At 35.2% G+C, this 17,528-nt stretch carries 16 protein-coding genes and 1 pseudogene; 12 read left to right on the top strand and 5 right to left on the bottom strand.

What is annotated here, in order from left to right:
* The first annotated feature begins 114 nt into the window (after positions 1 to 114).
* Positions 115 to 882, top strand: coding sequence for a Kdo domain containing protein (locus ACN1CN_RS03565; RefSeq protein ID WP_419134681.1), 768 nt, complete (start codon positions 115 to 117; stop codon positions 880 to 882).
* Here the strand turns inward: ACN1CN_RS03565 and ACN1CN_RS03560 are convergent.
* Together ACN1CN_RS03560 and ACN1CN_RS03555 are read right to left on the bottom strand one after the other, a co-directional pair.
* Positions 863 to 1,636 (bottom strand): glycosyltransferase family 2 protein, encoded by a 774-nt coding sequence (locus ACN1CN_RS03560; RefSeq protein WP_419134680.1) that lies wholly within the window; start codon positions 1,634 to 1,636, stop codon positions 863 to 865. The genes ACN1CN_RS03565 and ACN1CN_RS03560 overlap by 20 nt on opposite strands.
* Positions 1,637 to 1,641: 5 nt before the next feature.
* Complete coding sequence (locus ACN1CN_RS03555) at positions 1,642 to 2,706, bottom strand: glycosyltransferase family 9 protein (protein ID WP_419134679.1); 1,065 nt, start codon at positions 2,704 to 2,706, stop codon at positions 1,642 to 1,644.
* Positions 2,707 to 2,832: 126 nt separating this feature from the next.
* Here ACN1CN_RS03555 and ACN1CN_RS03550 point away from each other — a divergent pair.
* The 3 genes and pseudogenes from ACN1CN_RS03550 (at position 2,833) to ACN1CN_RS03540 (ending at position 5,311) form a co-directional block, all read left to right on the top strand.
* A pseudogene (locus tag ACN1CN_RS03550) lies at positions 2,833 to 3,583 on the top strand (glycosyltransferase family 2 protein).
* A 239-nt stretch (positions 3,584 to 3,822) separates the two neighbouring features.
* Positions 3,823 to 4,536, top strand: a complete 714-nt coding sequence (locus tag ACN1CN_RS03545; protein WP_419134678.1) for a polysaccharide deacetylase family protein — start codon at positions 3,823 to 3,825, stop codon at positions 4,534 to 4,536.
* Positions 4,537 to 4,543: 7 nt separating this feature from the next.
* The gene (locus ACN1CN_RS03540) at positions 4,544 to 5,311 is read left to right on the top strand and encodes a glycosyltransferase family 2 protein (protein WP_291286232.1); all 768 of its coding nucleotides are present in this window, start codon (positions 4,544 to 4,546) and stop codon (positions 5,309 to 5,311) included.
* A gap of 55 nt (positions 5,312 to 5,366) precedes the next feature.
* On the opposite strand, the gene ACN1CN_RS03535 is transcribed toward ACN1CN_RS03540, so the two are convergent.
* On the bottom strand, positions 5,367 to 6,182 hold the full coding sequence (locus ACN1CN_RS03535) for a 2,3,4,5-tetrahydropyridine-2,6-dicarboxylate N-succinyltransferase (RefSeq protein WP_264523484.1): 816 nt from the start codon (positions 6,180 to 6,182) through the stop codon (positions 5,367 to 5,369).
* A gap of 286 nt (positions 6,183 to 6,468) precedes the next feature.
* Here ACN1CN_RS03535 and ACN1CN_RS03530 point away from each other — a divergent pair, with 286 nt between their 5' ends.
* From ACN1CN_RS03530 to ACN1CN_RS03520, 3 genes are all read left to right on the top strand, one after another.
* Positions 6,469 to 7,098 (top strand): PAS domain-containing protein, encoded by a 630-nt coding sequence (locus ACN1CN_RS03530; RefSeq protein WP_291286234.1) that lies wholly within the window; start codon positions 6,469 to 6,471, stop codon positions 7,096 to 7,098.
* Positions 7,099 to 7,310: 212 nt separating this feature from the next.
* A complete protein-coding gene (gene ruvX, locus ACN1CN_RS03525) occupies positions 7,311 to 7,727 on the top strand; it encodes a Holliday junction resolvase RuvX (protein WP_264523488.1) in 417 nt (138 codons plus the stop codon).
* A 121-nt stretch (positions 7,728 to 7,848) separates the two neighbouring features.
* Entirely contained in the window at positions 7,849 to 9,348 is a 1,500-nt protein-coding gene (locus ACN1CN_RS03520; protein WP_419134677.1) for a malate:quinone oxidoreductase, read from the top strand.
* A 36-nt stretch (positions 9,349 to 9,384) separates the two neighbouring features.
* Here ACN1CN_RS03520 and ACN1CN_RS03515 read toward each other — a convergent pair whose 3' ends face one another.
* Positions 9,385 to 11,607, bottom strand: a complete 2,223-nt coding sequence (locus ACN1CN_RS03515; protein ID WP_419134676.1) for an FUSC family membrane protein — start codon at positions 11,605 to 11,607, stop codon at positions 9,385 to 9,387.
* A 201-nt stretch (positions 11,608 to 11,808) separates the two neighbouring features.
* Here ACN1CN_RS03515 and def point away from each other — a divergent pair, with 201 nt between their 5' ends.
* From def to mazG, 3 genes are all read left to right on the top strand, one after another.
* A complete protein-coding gene (def, locus tag ACN1CN_RS03510) occupies positions 11,809 to 12,399 on the top strand; it encodes a peptide deformylase (protein WP_264523492.1) in 591 nt (196 codons plus the stop codon).
* A 70-nt stretch (positions 12,400 to 12,469) separates the two neighbouring features.
* The gene (locus tag ACN1CN_RS03505) at positions 12,470 to 12,955 is read left to right on the top strand and encodes a DUF5606 domain-containing protein (RefSeq protein ID WP_419134675.1); all 486 of its coding nucleotides are present in this window, start codon (positions 12,470 to 12,472) and stop codon (positions 12,953 to 12,955) included.
* 222 nt (positions 12,956 to 13,177) lie between these two features.
* Complete coding sequence (mazG, locus tag ACN1CN_RS03500) at positions 13,178 to 13,948, top strand: nucleoside triphosphate pyrophosphohydrolase (RefSeq protein ID WP_419134674.1); 771 nt, start codon at positions 13,178 to 13,180, stop codon at positions 13,946 to 13,948.
* On the opposite strand, the gene ACN1CN_RS03495 is transcribed toward mazG, so the two are convergent.
* The gene (locus ACN1CN_RS03495) at positions 13,949 to 14,629 is read right to left on the bottom strand and encodes a Crp/Fnr family transcriptional regulator (RefSeq protein ID WP_291286237.1); all 681 of its coding nucleotides are present in this window, start codon (positions 14,627 to 14,629) and stop codon (positions 13,949 to 13,951) included.
* Positions 14,630 to 14,832: 203 nt separating this feature from the next.
* On the opposite strand from ACN1CN_RS03495, the gene ACN1CN_RS03490 reads away from it, so the two are divergent.
* Positions 14,833 to 17,220: a heavy metal translocating P-type ATPase gene (locus ACN1CN_RS03490; protein ID WP_419134673.1), complete on the top strand. Its 2,388-nt coding sequence runs from the start codon at positions 14,833 to 14,835 to the stop codon at positions 17,218 to 17,220.
* A gap of 116 nt (positions 17,221 to 17,336) precedes the next feature.
* Positions 17,337 to 17,528, top strand: a complete 192-nt coding sequence (ccoS, locus tag ACN1CN_RS03485) for a cbb3-type cytochrome oxidase assembly protein CcoS (protein WP_264523497.1) — start codon at positions 17,337 to 17,339, stop codon at positions 17,526 to 17,528.

Here is a 17,528-nt window from a genome sequence, read left to right as displayed (position 1 = left end):
TTTGCCTGCTTGCATTTCGTGAGCAGTATGGCAGAAAATAAGCTACTTTTGGCCGTTCAGGCCGGAATAAGTCCTTTTGGAAACGGGTACTAATTAATATCAAAGATATATTTAATGATCTCAAAATTTAAATTTTCAACAGCAGTAAAAAGCTCCAGGGATATACTGTCTTTTATTAAAAACTTTAAGACTTCAGGCGAGTTGTTTGGAAATGGAGATCGCAATGTGATTAAACTGTTTGATCTTGATGGAAAAACAATCAACATCAAATCGTTCAAAATTCCGAATTTAATTAATAAAGTAGCCTATCGTTATTTTAGAAAATCAAAGGCAAGACGTTCGTATGAATATGCTACAATTTTATTGGAAAAAGGTATTGGGACTCCACAGCCAATGGCATTTTTAGAGAACTTTAATTTTATTGGCTTGAGAGACAGTTATTATGCGAGTGAGCATTTGGTAACGGATCTAACCTACAGAGAACTTGTAGAAATTCCCGATTACCCGGATCATGATAACATTCTGAGACAATTTACCAGATTTAGCTTTGAACTTCACGAAAAAGGGATAGAGTTTTTAGATCATTCCCCGGGAAATACTTTGATTAAAAAGAAACCAGACGGAAATTATGAATTCTTTTTGGTTGATTTAAACAGAATGGAATTTCACGAGTCCATGTCTTTTGAAATGCGAATGAAAAACTTGTGCCGTCTGACTCCCTTAAAAGAAATGGTGGCTGTTATGAGTAATGAGTATGCGAAGTTTTATAAAGAATCAGAACAAAAAACATTTGATACTTTATGGAAATACACAGCTGATTTTCAGGAGCAATTTTACAGAAAAAAGCGTTTGAAAAAGAAACTTAAGTTTTGGAAGAAGTAATTCGGGAAAGCTCTTTATAGCGAATAAAGACGCTGTAGGCGTTTAAATAACATATCGTGATTCCCTTTATTCCGTCTAAAAACCCCAGACGAATTAAAAACTGATATAAAAAAGTATAAACAGGATGGAAAATCATCAGTAAACGAGATGATTTCTGTCCTTTTTTTTGCTTTTCATTGGCCTTTAAAACCCCGTAACTGTACATCTTTGCTTTGTAATCGGCATAAGAGGTATAGGAGAAATGAATGATTTTGTTTTTTAAAGTAGCGATCTCTCCTTTTACAATCAGTTTTTCGTGCACCATTCTGTCCTGATTGTATCGGCAGTATGTTTTGTTAAAAAGCCTGAAAATTTTGTCGGTTTGCCAGCCGCTAAAACGCAGTTTTTTATTTTTGAACATAAATGTTCTGTAAATCAGATAAGCGCTTGCGGTGGTTTCCTGATTAATGGTGGCTGTAATTTCCGATTTCAGGTCCGGAGTTAATCTTTCGTCAGCATCAATAAATAAGATCCACGAATTTTTTGCCTGATCAATCGCAAAATTGCGTTGAGAGGTATAGTTGATGAATTGGTTCTGGATTACCCGTACGTTTTTAAAAGACTCAATTATACTAAGCGTACCATCAGTACTGTACGAATCGACCACAATGATTTCATCTGCAAAATCGATGTCTTGCAGCAGTGATTTGATGTGCTGTTCTTCGTTAAGCGTAATGATCAAAACGGATAACTTTTGCCTTTCAGTAGTATTCATCAGATTTAATTCTTGTACTCCTGAAAATACGTAGCTAACTTTTCAAGTATTAAAGTTAAGGGATACTCATCGTAGTATTGAAAAGTATGGTCTTTTATATATTGTTCAGTATGCTGTTGGTATATTTCCGGTTTTAAATCTTTTAAGTGAATGGAGAAGTTTTTGGCTTCATTTTCAAATATTTGCCAGGTTTCTTTTCTAACAGAGGGTGTGAAGATAGAGAAAGTTGGAACATCAAGCGCTTTGGCCATATTTACAGCTCCGCCTTCATTTCCAATTAACATTTCACATTGCGAAAGTAGCGCCAGAAAAGGTCTCAGTTCGGTGCAGTACAAATCAAAAACAATGTGTTTCTTGGTTTCGGCACTGCAATGGTTATATACTTCGAGGGCCTGTTCTTTCTGATCCGGGATATAATTGAAAATAATAGTAGCATTGGTTTTGGCAACTGTAAAATCGATTATTTTAGCCATTCCTTCCAACGGATAAGTTTTGTAAACTTCGCTTCCTAAAATTCCAAACATAATTAATGGTTTTTCGCTGTCGACCTTATAACTTTTCAAAAGGTTTTTGGCGTCATTAATTTCAGATTCTTTCAGGAATATCTTCGGTTTTACATCGGTAATCTTTTCAGAAATAAACGGTTTTAAAAGCATTAAACGATTTTCAATGGCTAATCCGTGTTCAGATTCTACAGCATCCAAACGCTCGTAGGTGTAATTGTAGCATATTTTGGTGTACCATTTGCGATACGAAACCTTATATTTTGCGCCCGAAAACAACGTAATTAAATTCGTTTCCAGCTTAGAGTATACGTCTATAACGGCATCGTATTTATTGCGTCGGATTTGAAAAATAAACTTAAACAGAGAAGGAGTTGATTTTCTAACCTTATTCGTCAAAGGAATAATGTTGTCAATATTCTTGTTTTCTTTTAGTACATCGACAGAATTTGGGTAACACATATAATCGATAACCGAATCCGGGTATTTGCTTTTTAGGTTGTTACAGATTATCGTACTTGTTAATACATCTCCAATTCTTTTTTGCTGAATGACTAATATTCTCATTTATCTAAAATTCAATTTGTGCGCTAAATTACTAATAAAATTATGAAGTGTGCAAACGCACGATTAAGATACAGTAACTAAAATAAAAAGCTGTATTTTTGCAAAAAACAAAATTACCCCCTCCAAATGCAAATTAGTGGTCTTATTATTACTTTCAATGAAGAAAAAAACATTGGTAAATGCATCGATGCTTTACTTAGAGTTTGTGACGAAGTGATCATAGTGGATTCATTTAGCAAGGATCGTACGGTAGAAATTGCGAAAGAAAAAGGCGCAATAGTTATCGAACAGGCCTTTTTAGGCGATGGTCCTCAACGTACACATGGTTTACCTTATTGCAAAAATGACTGGATCTTAAATCTCGATGCCGATGAATTTCTGGATCAGGATGCCGAGAAATTTATTGTAGAACAAAAGTATCTTGAAGGAAACTACGATGCTTTTAGTTTTAGAGTAAAAAACTTTCTGGCAGATAAACTCATCGATTTTTCGGGTTGGTATCCTGATCATAAAGTGCGTTTCTTCAACAAACAAACGGCACATCCTTCTGATTCAAAAGTGCATCAGAAAATAATAACTCAAAATGAGAAAAAAGTAGCGGTACACATCTTACACTACGGTTGGGATTCTCTGGATCAGATCATTGCGAAGAAAAACCAATACTCAGGCTGGCACGCACAACAATTGTTTGATCAGGGAAGAAGAATAAATGTCTTTAAACCCATTACAAACGGAGCTGTTGCTTTTATTAGATGTTATTTTTTTTAAGAAAGGGATCTTTAATGGTTTGGACGGCTTGACGATCGCAATGATTCAGAGCTTCTTTTCTTATATGAAATATGCCAAGCTTTTAAAACTTCAGAAGAAGTTAAAATAAATGTTTTATTACATTTTATAAAATGCACTAAATAGAGACTTATTTAGTGCATTTTTTATTGTAGGACGTTTCCTTAATTATGACCGTTTAACGGATATTTTATACATCTTGTCGTAAATAATAGTTGAATTTGATCTCCTCGTAAAGGAGGTTTTTTTTCTCTTTCTTTTTTTTTGCTTAAATCTAGTTTTTTTGTGAAATATAATACTATTAATTATAGCTTTGTCAAAAAAAGAGAGATGTCAAAGCTGCCAGTTTTAATGTATCATAATGTCGTTGTAGAGGAAGCGAAGTCTTTAAATTTGAGTGTGTCGGTATCTAAGTTAGAATCTCAGTTTAGATTTTTACAGGAGAACAATTACACCACATTTCATTTTAAGGATTTAGAAGGTTTAAAAGAGTTACCTCAAAAAAGTATCATCATCACTTTTGATGATGTTACCGAATGTCAGCTTCTGTATGCAGTGCCTTTGCTTGAAAAATACCAATTAAAAGCCTCTTTTTTTATACCGTTTTCTTTTGTTGGAAATTATGACTACTGGATTGAGGGAAAGGAAAAAATCATGAGTGTCGAGCAGCTAAAAGGTTTAGATACTACCTTGATTGAGCTGGGCTATCATTCTTTTGAACATAGAAAGTACAGTTCGTTATCTGAAGAAGAGTTAGAAGCTGATTTTAACAGGTCTAATAAATTTATACAGGAGAATCACTTAGATATAAAACCCGTTTTGGCTTACCCTTTTGGGAATTATGCGAAGAAGAAGGAGGAGTTTGCTGTTTTCGAGAAAATCATGCGCAAAAATGGCATAAAATATGGTTTGCGAATAGGGAACAGAGTGAATAAATTTCCTTTTAAAGATAACTATTTGGTAAAAAGGATTGACATAAAGGGGGAAGATAGTTTATTTAAATTTAAACTAAAATTGAAAATAGGTAAGCTTAAATTATTTTGAAAACAGTATGAAAATTAGTGGACTTGTAATAACGTACAATGAGGAGAAGAACATAGGTAAATGTATTGATGCGCTGTTTAGAATTTGTGACGAAGTAATTGTTGTAGACTCTTTCAGTAAAGACAATACCGTTAAAATTGCGGAAGAAAAAGGAGCTAAAGTGATTCTGCAGTGCTTTTTAGGTGACGGACCTCAGAGAATTCATGGTCTCTCTTATTGTAAAAATGATTGGATTTTAAATTTGGATGCCGATGAGATTTTGGCTGAAGATGCTGAGAAATTTATATTGTCAGGAAAATATGAAAATCAGGATTATGATGTCTATGCTTTTTGTTTGTACAATTATTTAGGGGATAAGTTGATAAATTTTGCCGGTTGGTACCCTGATAAAACTTCACGATTTTTTAACAAACAAACAGCTTCTCCGTCAAAAGATTTCGTACACCAGAAGGTTTCAGGAAATAAAAAAACATGTGTGAAAGTTCATATTAACCATTATGCCTGGGAAAATTTGGATCAGTTTATTGCTAAGAAAAACCTGTATTCGACCTGGCATGCCCAACAACTTTTTGACCGGAATAAAAGAGTCAACAGTTTTAAGCCTGTATTGAATGGTACAGTATCCTTTTTCAGATGCTATTTTTTTAAGAAAGGATTTTTAAACGGGTTGGATGGTCTTACGTTTTCGATGATTCAGGGGGCTTCTTCTTATATGAAATATGCTAAGCTTTTAAAACTGCAGGAAAAACATAAAAAAATAAAAGAATTAGAATAAAAAAAACGGAATGAGCTTTTACTCATTCCGTTTTTTATTATTTATAAGACGTCAATTAAACCGCAACATCGTATTCGCGAAGCGCATTGTTTAAAGATGTTTTCAGATCTGTTGATGGTTTACGCGTACCGATAATCAAGGCACATGGAACCTGAAACTCACCAGCAGCGAATTTTTTAGTATAACTTCCAGGAATCACAACCGAACGGGCAGGAACAAAACCTTTCATTTCAACAGGTTCGTCACCAGTCACATCGATAATTTTTGTTGAAGCAGTTAAACAAACATTAGCACCAAGAACAGCTTCTTTACCAACGTGAACACCTTCTACTACAATACAACGAGAACCAATAAAAGCACCGTCTTCAATAATAACCGGAGAAGCCTGAAGCGGCTCTAATACACCACCGATTCCAACACCACCACTTAAGTGAACGTTTTTACCAATTTGTGCACAGCTACCTACAGTCGCCCAAGTGTCAACCATTGTACCTTCGTCAACATAAGCACCGATATTTACATAACTTGGCATCAAAATTACACCGCTCGAAATATAAGCTCCATAGCGTGCTACAGCATTAGGTACTACACGAATTCCTTTTTCAGCATAACCTGTTTTTAGCAACATTTTATCGTGATATTCAAAAATACCTGATTCCCATGTTTCCATTTTCTGAATTGGGAAATACATTACTACCGCTTTCTTAACCCATTCGTTTACCTGCCACTTGTCACCAACCGGTTCAGCGCAACGTAATTTTCCTGCGTCAATCAATGCAATGACCTCTCTGATAGCGTCAGTTGTGGTTGTTTCTTGTAATAAAGCTCTGTTTTCCCAAGCTTGTTCTATTATAGTCTGTAAAGAATTCATAAGTTTTAATTTTTGGCAAAGATAAGGTATTTGCGGAAAAGCAGAAAAGTAAAACCCTTCTAAAATGTTACAGGTATAACTTTTTGTTTGTAATTTGATAAATAAATCAGCTGTCATAAAAATGTAAGAATGATATAGACTTATTAACGTTTTTTTAAAATAGAAAAACATGATAAATATCAGATTTTAGACTTTTCATTCTCTTTAATTTCGCGGTATAATTCCCGAAAGATTGGGGGGAACTACAAAATACCATTCCAAAAACAAATTATTAAATTAGTAAGAAATGAATCAAGAAAATCAAGTTCAGAACCGTGTCGCGGTTGTCGATAAAGAGGTCACGTGGGATAAAACACAGGTGATTATGAGTAAAACAAATGCCTTTGGGATTATTGAATATGCCAACGAAGTATTTGTAGATGTATGTGGTTACGAAGATTATGAATTAATGGGACAGCCACACAACATAATTCGCCATCCGGATATGCCAAGGGTTATTTTTAAAGTACTTTGGGAAAATCTTAAAAGCGGAAGAAATTTCCATGCTATTGTAAAAAACTTAGCCAAATCAGGGCGTTATTACTGGGTAATTACCGATTTTGAAATTGCAAAAGACGAGAACGGTGTTATTGTAAATTATTTTGGAAGACGACAAGCGGTTCCTCAGGAAGTTATTGCGCTGCACATCGAACCATTGTATAAAAAACTACTGCAAATTGAAGCAGCAAGCGGTATGGAGTTTAGTGAGAAGTACCTTATTGGGTTTCTGGAAGAAAAGAAAAGAACTTATGTTGAATATATTAAAGAGTTAATATACGAGCATGAGAAATCCCAAGCGAAGTTTGCGCAGTATGAAGTACAGGACAATGATGAAGAGGAGGAAAGAGGTTTTTTTAGGAGATTGTTTAATAGATAGAGTTATTTTTTTAGGTTTTGAATATTTGGGAAAAATCCGTTTTGAGCTTTCAAAACGGATTTTTTGAATTTAATTCGGAAGATCGTATGAATACGTGTCCGTTTATGAAGTAGATGAGGACAAGGATATGGTTTTTGTATTTGGTTTTATAAAATACAAAGATTCTCTTTAAATTTCTAGGTTTCCTTTCTATCTTTGTTAAAAAATCAAAAATGCCAAGAATTCTTTCTATAGACTACGGACAAAAACGTACCGGAATTGCGGTTACCGATGAAATGCAAATTATTGCTTCAGGTTTAACCACAATCCCGACCAATACCCTGATTGATTTTTTGAAAGATTATTTTGCCAAAGAAAAAGTTGAAGCTGTCTTAATTGGAGAGCCCAAGCAAATGAATGGGCAGCCATCAGAAAGTGCTTCGATAATTAAAGGATTCGTTACTCACTTCTCAAACATCTTCCCCGATATGAAAGTGGTTCGGGTAGACGAGCGTTTTACATCCAAAATGGCGTTTCAAACCATGATTGATAGCGGACTTAGTAAAAAGCAGCGTCAGAACAAAGGTTTAATCGATGAAATTTCGGCTACTATCATGCTTCAGGACTACCTTTCGGCAAAACGTTTTTAGATTTTTTCATACTCAGTCTTTAGACCTTTTATTTTTTAGAAAAACATAACTTTTATCATGCAATTTTAGTTTTTTTTTGCAATTATAAAAAGTACCTTTGCACTTTTAAAACAATACTGTTATGTCTAACGAAACAATACGTTCTAATAGTGAAGTAGTACTGATTGGAGCGGGAATTATGAGTGCCACTCTTGGAGTAATTTTGAAAGAATTACAACCGGATATAAAAATTGAAATTTACGAAAGATTAGATGTTGCTGCTGCCGAAAGTTCAGATGCCTGGAATAATGCAGGAACGGGACACTCAGCCTTCTGTGAACTAAATTACACTCCCGAAAAGGCTGACGGAAGTATTGATCCGAAAAAAGCAATAAGTATAGCAGAATCTTTTGAGATCTCACGCCAGTTCTGGTCTTATTTAGTAGAAGAGAAAAAGATACCCTCTCCAGATAATTTTATAAAAAGCGTTCCTCATATGAGTTTTGTATGGGGCGAAAAAAATGTGGAATATCTTAAAAAGAGATTTGAAGCATTACAGAGCAATCCAATTTTTTCTCAAATGGAATTCAGTTCTGATTTTGAGCAATTAAAAAAATGGATGCCGCTTGTGATGGAAGGCAGAGAAGCTAATGAAAAATTGGCTGCTACTCATATGGAAATAGGTACCGATGTGAATTTTGGGGCCTTAACCAGAAGCATGTTTAATTATTTAGCGACGCTTGATGGTGTTTCTTTGCACTTTAATCATGAAGTTAAAAAATTAAAACAGCGTGAAGATAAATCATGGCGTATTAAAATTACCGATCTTGCTACCGGTAATGTGAGAAAAGCCTATACCCAATTTGTATTTATTGGAGCTGGTGGAGGTTCGTTGCCTTTATTGGAAAAAGCAAATGTTCCGGAAGGAAATGGATACGGAGGTTTTCCGGTGAGCGGACAATGGTTAAAATGTACCAATCCGGAGGTAATTGCTAAACATCAGGCAAAAGTTTACGGAAAAGCAAGTGTTGGAGCACCTCCAATGTCTGTACCGCATATCGATACCCGTGTAATTGATGGCGAAAAAGCATTGCTTTTTGGTCCGTTTGCAGGATTTTCAACTCGTTTCTTAAAAAATGGTTCTTACTTAGACTTACCATTATCTATAAAACCGAACAATTTAATCCCAATGTTGTCTGCAGGATACCACAACATCCCTCTGACAAAATATTTGATTGAGCAGCTTCGTCAGTCTCCAAAAGACAGAATGAAAGCCTTACGCGAATATTTGCCTACAGCACGTTCTAAAGACTGGAAATTGGAAAGAGCCGGACAACGCGTTCAGGTGATTAAAAAAGATGAAAAAGAAGGTGGAGTTTTGGAGTTTGGAACAGAAGTAATCAATACACATGACGGAAGTCTTGCCGTATTGCTGGGAGCTTCTCCCGGAGCCTCAACTGCCGTTGGTATTATGGTCGATTTGATCAGCAGATGTTTTACCAATCAGGTGAAAACACCGGAATGGCAGGCAAAGATGAAAAATATGATTCCTTCATACGGTCAGACTTTAAATGACAAACCAGAGCTTTTAGCAGAACTTAGAAAACATACATCTGAAGTTTTAAAACTAAAAAATAGTTAAGCTCAGATCTTATAATAAATAACAAATCCAGATGAATTAATCTGGATTTGTTGCTTTAAATTCCTTTGTAATCTTTAAAATCTTTTCTGCCAGATTGCTCATCCAGATCAATTGCTCAATGACCATTTGGGCTTCTTGCATTTTGGCTTGTCGCGTTTCTTTATCCAAATCATCATCATCGGCCAGACGTTTAAAATTAACACGTTTAAGCTCTTCAAATTGCAAAGTCACATCTTCCTTGTCAAAATAAGTATCGTTTACGATCTTCTCATTTCTTAAAACAGCAATGGCATGGTCCAGATTCGAAAGAATTGTTTTTATAATGTAATTAAACGATTCCGAAGCCGAAGTGGTTTGATGAGACTGAATATAAGTCGATAAAGAGGCCAGAGCCGATAATATCGAATGGTTTAAAACCACCAGTTTGTTGACCAGCGGAAGTGTTTTTTGCTTTGATTTGGGCTCCTGCATCATGCGCTGAAAGGAAGTCATCAGGTTACCGACCTCAACAAAGGCATTTTTTCGGGACAATCGGTATGAGGTTGGAACTTCTCCTTTTTTATTGTAGAAATCGGCAATCTCTTTCAGGTAATTTCGATTGGCACGTATCGAATTTTCAATGTGTATCGGCGTATTGATAAATTCCCAGGCAGGCCATAAAAACTGATTGGCTAGAAACGCTAAAATAGCTCCGGCAAGTGAATCCAAAATTCGAAACTGAATTACCTGAACCACATCCGGGGTTAAAATTCCATAAATAAAAACGACATACATCGTAACGAAAGTGGCGCTTATTTTATAGTTAATCTGTGTAAACGAAATACCAAGAAGCATACAAACAATAGAGAAGATGCTTAGTATAACATGATTTTGAACCAAAGAAACGATTCCAAACGCTAACAATCCACCTAAAATAGTACCGAAAATTCGATTATAGGATCGTTCTTTTGTTAAGCCGTAACCCGGACGCATGATAACGACTATGGTAAGTAAAATCCAATAGACATTTTGAAACGGAAGAAATTTTCCAATCACAAAACCAATTAAGATAGTCGTTGTCAGTCGTATCGAATGTCGGAAAATAGAAGACGAATACGATAAATTCTCAGTCAGAGTACGCAACGGATAGTACTGGGGAGTAAGAAACTTTTCCAGCTCTTTGTCCTTGTCCTTTAATTTATAAGACTGCATGGCAAGCGAAAAAGCACGCTGGATGATTTTAATTTTTCCAACCTGATTTTTAGCATATTTCAGCATATTGGTTAACATTAAAACCCCTTCGGCCGCTTCTTCTTTGCCTAAGGTTTTTTCGTAATCAAAAATGGCAAATTCAAGAGCATCCAGTTCATTCTTTAAATCATTCTTGTCTACATATACACTGATATTGTGCACGTTTTTAGAAAGTTTTTTTAAAGTAGAAGCCAGTTTATAAGCCACATTCTGGTAGGTTCGAAGCACCTCGGGATGTGCGGCAAATTTTTCATGCAGTTTATCGTGGTCAAAAGAAGTGTATAAGGCCAGTTCCTGAATCTCCACCAGAGTAATAAAAACAAGTAGCATCTTTCGATTTTGACTTGTAGCTCCAGAGGTATTTTGATTGCCAATAAGCATTTTTCTTAAATCCTCATGAATCAGGTTTAGTTCTACCTGAACGCTTAATTGTTTCTCGATGATGGCTTTTCTGTTGGCTTCGGGATTCCATAAATCACCTCTTAGTTTTAAATATTTGGCGGTTAGTTTTATGCCTTCGGCAATTTGAAGCTCGACATATTTATACGGCTGTACAAAATGAAATACAAGGGATACAATGAGATACAGAATTCCTCCAATAAAAATAAAACCAGAATACTCAAAAGCTTCCCAGCCTTCATGTAAATGACCAAATGATAAGGAAATCGATAGTAAGGCAGAGAAAGAAACCAAAGTAGCACGCTGACCGTACACTGAAATCATGGAACAGAGAAACAGTAAAAAGCCTAAAAAAGGATAAAACAAAAAGGGATAAGGGTAGGCGAGATTTACTAGTAAGTTGACTCCCGAAACAATAAAGGAAGCCACAATTAGACCTTTTATTTTATGGCTTAACGAACTCGGAACATCACTTGGGTACGTATAAAATGCGCCTAACGCAATGGTAAAACCTATTTCGAAGTGTCCAATAAAATTTAAAATTAAGACGGGAACGACTGAAGCAATAGTTACTTTTGAGGCATTTAAAAAAGAAGTACTGTTGGTAAATTTCGAGATACGATCAAACATATATTGAGGTTTACAAACAAAGGTAAGAATTGTACGAATTAATTTGGCATAATTATGGATGAGTTTTTGGCGAGATTGCAAAAAATGATATATAATATAGCTTTCGAATTATTCATTGACTATTTTTTACTATTTTTGCCAGCTGAATTAAAGGAATTAAATTCAGTGTTTTTCAGTAGATAATACATTAAAATATTACAAATGATTTTACCAATTGTAGGATATGGTGATCCTGTTTTAAGAAAAGTGGGTGAGGCTATTACGCCGGATTATCCAAACTTAAAAGAAACAATAGCAAACATGTACGAAACCATGTACAACGCTTTAGGAGTTGGGCTTGCCGCGCCTCAGGTAGGTGTGCCTATTCGTTTGTTTGTTATTGATACGACTCCTTTTAGTGATGATGAGGATTTGCCGTTAAATGAGCAGGAAAATTTAAAAGGTTTCAAAAAAACTTTTATCAATGCTAAGATTCTGAAAGAAGAAGGCGAAGAATGGAGCTTTAACGAAGGCTGTCTGAGTATTCCGGATGTTCGCGAAGACGTTTACAGAAAACCAACCGTTACAATTGAATATTGTGAGGAAGATTTTGTAATGAAAACCGAAGTTTTTGATGGTTTAATTGCAAGAGTTATTCAGCATGAATACGACCATATTGAAGGAGTTCTGTTTACAGATAAAATTTCGTCTTTGAAGAAACGTCTGATCCAGAAAAAATTAAAAAACATTACAGAAGGTAAAACATTTCAGGAGTACAGAATGAAATTTTTTGCTGCCAAAAAAGGAAGATAGTATTCTAAAGTATGAATTTAGAATCAAAGAAATATAATAAATCAAATTCTTAATACTAATTTTAATAAACATGAATTTAGAGAAAATTTTAGCCATTTCTGGGAAACCAGGTTTATATGTATTGAAAGTACAAACCCGTACTGGTTTTGTGGCAGAATCATTAACAGATGGAAAAAAAATCACAGTAAACTTAAAAAGTAATGTAAGTTTATTATCAGAGATTTCAATTTATACTTACGAAGGCGAAAAACCATTAACAGAAGTAATGCAGCGTATTGCTACTAAAGAAAATAAAGGGCAAGCCATTTCACATAAAGAAGACAATGCTACATTAGCGGCTTATTTTAAAGAAATTTTACCTGAATACGACGAAGAAAGAGTGTATCCTTCTGATATTAAAAAAGTATTAAACTGGTACAATACACTTCAGGCTAAAGGTTTGGTAACAGATTTGGCTCCTGCTGCAGTTGAAGAGGTTGAAGAAGCTCCTGCTGTTGAAGAAAAACCAAAAAAAGCAGCTGCTCCTAAAAAAGCAAAAGCTAAAAAAGAAGAATAGTAGTTTACAGCATTCTTTTAAGGTTCTAAGGCACTAAGTTTTTAAGTGACTGAGTTCCATTTTAGATTGTTAAAAAAAGATTAGGCTCAGAGTCTTAGAAGTTCAGAATCTTGGAACCTCAGAACCTAAAAACTTAAAATATATTAATCCTGTTAAGATGTTTTCTTGACAGGATTTTTTACTTTTACAAACAATCGTCGCAACCTCGATAAAACTTCAAAAATGAGCAAAGAACTTCAACTAAAAGCCTTCGAAAGATTACTAATTATCATGGATGAACTTCGTGAGCAATGTCCGTGGGATAAAAAGCAAACCTTGCAAACGCTCAGACATCTTACCATTGAAGAAACCTATGAGTTAGGAGATGCCATTTTAGACAATGATTTAAATGAGGTGAAAAAAGAATTGGGTGATTTGCTGCTGCATATTGTTTTTTATGCAAAAATAGGCTCAGAAACCAATGATTTTGATATGGCAGATGTGTGTAACGAGATTTGCGATAAACTCATTCACCGTCATCCGCATATCTACAGCGATACCAAAGTTAAAGATGAAGAAGAAGTAAAGCAAAACTGGGAAAAACTAAAACTAAAAGAAGGCAAAAAATCAGTTCTGGAAGGAGTTCCAAGAAGTTTACCAGCATTGGTTAAAGCCAGCCGAATTCAGGACAAAGTAAAAGGAGTTGGTTTTGACTGGGAAGAACCGCATCAGGTTTGGGATAAAGTGCAGGAAGAACTCGGAGAATTGCAAATTGAAGTAAAAGTCGGAGACCAGGACAAAATAGAGGCCGAATTTGGTGATGTACTATTCTCCATGATCAATTATGCCCGATTTTTAAATATAAATCCTGAAGATGCCTTGGAGCGTACCAACAAAAAGTTTATCAAACGCTTTCAGTACCTTGAAAGTAAAGCAGGCGAATTGGGGAAACCTTTAATGGACATGACTTTGGCCGAAATGGATGTTTTTTGGAATGAAGCTAAAAAACTGTAATTATTCCGCCAGTCTTTTTAAAGCTTTGATATCTTGAAGTTTGATCTTTTTACCAGTCAGTTCAATTAATTTCAGCTTGTTGAAATCAGACAATAGGCGAATACAACTTTCTGTGGCTGTACCAATAATACCGGCCAGTTCTTCTCTTGTGAGCTGAACTTTAAGGGTTTTATCCGGGTTTTCACCAAAATCGTCGTGCAATTGCAGTAAAGTTTCTGCCAAACGTTGTTTTACCGTTTTCTGAACCAATGCAATTTTATCGTTTTCAGATTCTTTTAAATCTTCACATATCGACTGCATCAAATTCATAGAAAACTGATTGTTGTTATTAAAAAAGTGAAGAATTTCAGCTTTCGGAATAAAACAAACCTCCATATCAGCAACCGCTTTGGCCGATAAGTTGGCAGGTTCATTGCTAATCATAGAACGCTGACCTAAAAGTTCTCCTGATTTTACCAGTTTTACAATTTGATCTTTTCCGTTGGCACTTAATTTAGAGAGCTTTCCAACCCCGTCTTTTACACAAAAAACGCCATTAGTAACTTCGCCTTCCTCAAAAAGAGCATCTCCTTTTTTAATCGTATAGGTCGTCTTGCTATTGGCCAGCTTCACAACTTCATCTTTATTAAGCGCTTTTAGAGAAGAAAGCTGTCTTACGATACATTGGTCACATTTATTCATAGCAAAAGGATTTGCTGCAAAATTAACCAATATTCGCTTTCGCAGCTAGTGTTCGGACAGAAAAAACACATAAAAAATCGGATGTCGTTATTTGGCAGATTTATTTTATTAAATTAGAAATCGATTTCCGGGTAATATGATAAATGTCATATTAAAAGTCACCTCTTATTCTGAATATTTGTAGTATCAAAAAAAAACAAATTATGAGTGAGCAAAGTTGTTTTCATTGTGGTCTTACAATTCCTAAAAATGAAGAAATCAATTTTGATGAAAAAAAGTTTTGTTGTGCCGGTTGTAAAACCGTTTACGAAATTTTTAGTCTTCATGATTTAACCTGTTACTACGATTTTGAAAAGTCCCCGGGTGCCACTCCACAGGACATAAAAGGGAAGTATGACTTTTTAGACAATGAAGCTATCCTTTCAAAAGTACTGGAGTTTCAGGAAGGGAATACCGCAATTGCTTCTTTGAATATCCCCTACATTCATTGCAGTTCCTGTATCTGGATTCTCGAAAATCTAAACAGAATTCAGCCCGGAATAAGCCTCTCTCAGGTAAACTTCCCCGAAAAAAGAGTCCGAATTACATTTAATTCTGATACGGTTTCTTTAAAAACTATAGTTTATATGCTCAGCTCCATAGGCTATGAACCCTATATAAGCTTAGAAAATTACGAGTCCGGGAAAAATAATGTTGACAGAAGTCTGACCTATAAATTAGGCGTTGCCTTTTTTTGTTTCGGAAACATCATGTTACTTTCATTTCCGGAATACTTCGAAATAAAGGAATTTTGGCTGGACAATTATAAACCCTTTTTCAGAATCCTGATTTTTATACTTGCGCTGCCCAGCTTTTTATATTCAGCAAGCGGTTACTATGTTTCTGCTTACAAGAGTATCAAATCGGGGATGTTGAATATTGACATTCCAATTGCCTTGGGAATTATCGTAATGTTTGTTCGCAGTACTTTTGATATTGTAATGAATTACGGATCTGGTTTTTTTGATAGCTTAACTGGTTTGGTTTTCTTCATGCTGCTAGGAAAGATGTTTCAGATCAAAACCTATAGTTTTTTAAGTTTTGAAAGAGATTTTAAATCCTATTTCCCAATTGCAGTCACAAGAATCAATCCGGACACCTCCGAAGAAAGCGTTCCCGTTTATGATGTTTTAAAAGGAAACAGACTACTCATTCGAAATCAGGAACTTATTCCGGTTGACGGAATTCTGATTAGCGAAAAAGCAGAGATAGACTATAGTTTTGTAACAGGAGAAGCGGTTCCGATTACTAAAAAGTCAGGCGATAAAGTTTTTGCAGGAGGAAAACACATTGGTAAAGTGATCGAAATGGAAGTATTGCATTCGGTATCCCAAAGTTATCTGACGCAATTGTGGAGTAATGAAATCTTCCAGAAAAAGGTACTTCAAAAACACAAAACCATCACAGATACCATAAGTCGTTATTTTACGCCTTTACTATTATTAATTGCTTTTGCAGGTTTTGGATATTGGATTTCGATTGATGCCAATACCGCTTTTAATGTTTTTACCGCTGTTTTAATTGTGGCTTGTCCGTGTGCATTAGCCCTTACGGCACCGTTTACCTTTGGTAACATATTGCGAATCATGGGCAAACAAAAAATGTATTTGAAGAATGCTTTGGTTATCGAGCAACTCGCCAAAGTAGACACCATTGTTTTTGATAAAACCGGTACCCTTACCACCAATAAGAAATCGAATATTGTATATGAGGGAAATCCTCTTTCGGAAGAGAATTACAGATTGATTAAAAATGTGCTTCGTGCTTCGAATCACCCTTTGAGCCGAATGTTATATGATTTTCTGCCGGAAGCAGCCAAAATTAAAATTGATGATTTTCAGGAAATTACGGGTAAAGGAATTCAGGCAACCGCAGAAAATACCATCTTAAAAATTGGATCGGGAACCTTTGTTGATAGCCCTGGTACGGAATCTTCTGAAATTGAAAAAACAAGTCTCCACATCAGAATCAATGACACTTATTATGGAAAATTTACATTCCAGAATCAATATAGGGATGGTTTAGAAGCGCTTTTTTCGGCATTGAGTCAGGAATATCAAATAAAAGTGCTTTCGGGAGATAATGACGGAGAGCGTACGACTCTCGAAACCATTTTGCCCAAACATACCGAGCTGATCTTTAATCAAAAGCCGGAGCAGAAGTTGGAGTTTATCAAAAAGCTGCAGGAGGATGGCCGTAATGTTATGATGGTTGGCGACGGTTTAAACGATGCCGGTGCTTTGGCACAAAGTAATGTAGGAATTTCGATCTCTGAGAATGTCAATGTTTTTTCACCTGCCTGCGATGCAATTTTAGATGCAAGCGAGTTTTCAAGACTGAATTATTTTTTAAAATTATCGCACAAATCGATTGCGATTATTAAGATGAGTTTTGTTTTGTCACTGCTGTATAATGTTGTAGGACTTTTTTTCGCAATTACAGGAAATTTACTGCCTTTGGTGGCTGCTATTATTATGCCTTTGAGCACGATTACGATCGTAAGTTTTGTGACTTTGATGTCTAACTACTTCAGCAAGAGTAATTTAAAATAATTATAAATAATTCAATTGTTATTTTTTTATAAATTTAACATTTAGACTTAGTCAATGATAATTATCATATTTTACCTGCCAATAACCCAGTAATTTTGTTAATATAAACTTAAGGTATGAGTGTTATCTATCTATTAATTACAGTAAGTATTTTCGTAGCAATCGGGTTCTTCATTGCTTTTATTCTAGCTGTCAAATCAGGACAGTATGATGACGATTATACACCTTCAGTCAGAATGCTTTTTGATGATGAGACTAAAATTGCCCCAGAGAAGAACAATTTACCAATAAAAGAAAAACAAGTATAA

It is taken from the genome of Flavobacterium sp. T12S277, from assembly GCF_048514875.1.
Taxonomy (GTDB): domain Bacteria; phylum Bacteroidota; class Bacteroidia; order Flavobacteriales; family Flavobacteriaceae; genus Flavobacterium.
Note: the sequence above shows the minus strand (reverse complement) of the source record. Positions and strands in the feature narration are given on the sequence as shown.

What these genes read in the sequence shown, in the direction of transcription:
- ACN1CN_RS03565 (WP_419134681.1), top strand. Translation starts at nt 115, where the DNA reads ATGATCTCAAAATTTAAATTTTCAACAGCAGTAAAAAGCTCCAGGGAT.
- ACN1CN_RS03560 (WP_419134680.1), bottom strand. Translation starts at nt 1,636, where the DNA reads ATGAATACTACTGAAAGGCAAAAGTTATCCGTTTTGATCATTACGCTT.
- ACN1CN_RS03555 (WP_419134679.1), bottom strand. Translation starts at nt 2,706, where the DNA reads ATGAGAATATTAGTCATTCAGCAAAAAAGAATTGGAGATGTATTAACA.
- ACN1CN_RS03545 (WP_419134678.1), top strand. Translation starts at nt 3,823, where the DNA reads ATGTCAAAGCTGCCAGTTTTAATGTATCATAATGTCGTTGTAGAGGAA.
- ACN1CN_RS03540 (WP_291286232.1), top strand. Translation starts at nt 4,544, where the DNA reads ATGAAAATTAGTGGACTTGTAATAACGTACAATGAGGAGAAGAACATA.
- ACN1CN_RS03535 (WP_264523484.1), bottom strand. Translation starts at nt 6,182, where the DNA reads ATGAATTCTTTACAGACTATAATAGAACAAGCTTGGGAAAACAGAGCT.
- ACN1CN_RS03530 (WP_291286234.1), top strand. Translation starts at nt 6,469, where the DNA reads ATGAATCAAGAAAATCAAGTTCAGAACCGTGTCGCGGTTGTCGATAAA.
- ruvX (WP_264523488.1), top strand. Translation starts at nt 7,311, where the DNA reads ATGCCAAGAATTCTTTCTATAGACTACGGACAAAAACGTACCGGAATT.
- ACN1CN_RS03520 (WP_419134677.1), top strand. Translation starts at nt 7,849, where the DNA reads ATGTCTAACGAAACAATACGTTCTAATAGTGAAGTAGTACTGATTGGA.
- ACN1CN_RS03515 (WP_419134676.1), bottom strand. Translation starts at nt 11,607, where the DNA reads ATGTTTGATCGTATCTCGAAATTTACCAACAGTACTTCTTTTTTAAAT.
- def (WP_264523492.1), top strand. Translation starts at nt 11,809, where the DNA reads ATGATTTTACCAATTGTAGGATATGGTGATCCTGTTTTAAGAAAAGTG.
- ACN1CN_RS03505 (WP_419134675.1), top strand. Translation starts at nt 12,470, where the DNA reads ATGAATTTAGAGAAAATTTTAGCCATTTCTGGGAAACCAGGTTTATAT.
- mazG (WP_419134674.1), top strand. Translation starts at nt 13,178, where the DNA reads ATGAGCAAAGAACTTCAACTAAAAGCCTTCGAAAGATTACTAATTATC.
- ACN1CN_RS03495 (WP_291286237.1), bottom strand. Translation starts at nt 14,629, where the DNA reads ATGAATAAATGTGACCAATGTATCGTAAGACAGCTTTCTTCTCTAAAA.
- ACN1CN_RS03490 (WP_419134673.1), top strand. Translation starts at nt 14,833, where the DNA reads ATGAGTGAGCAAAGTTGTTTTCATTGTGGTCTTACAATTCCTAAAAAT.
- ccoS (WP_264523497.1), top strand. Translation starts at nt 17,337, where the DNA reads ATGAGTGTTATCTATCTATTAATTACAGTAAGTATTTTCGTAGCAATC.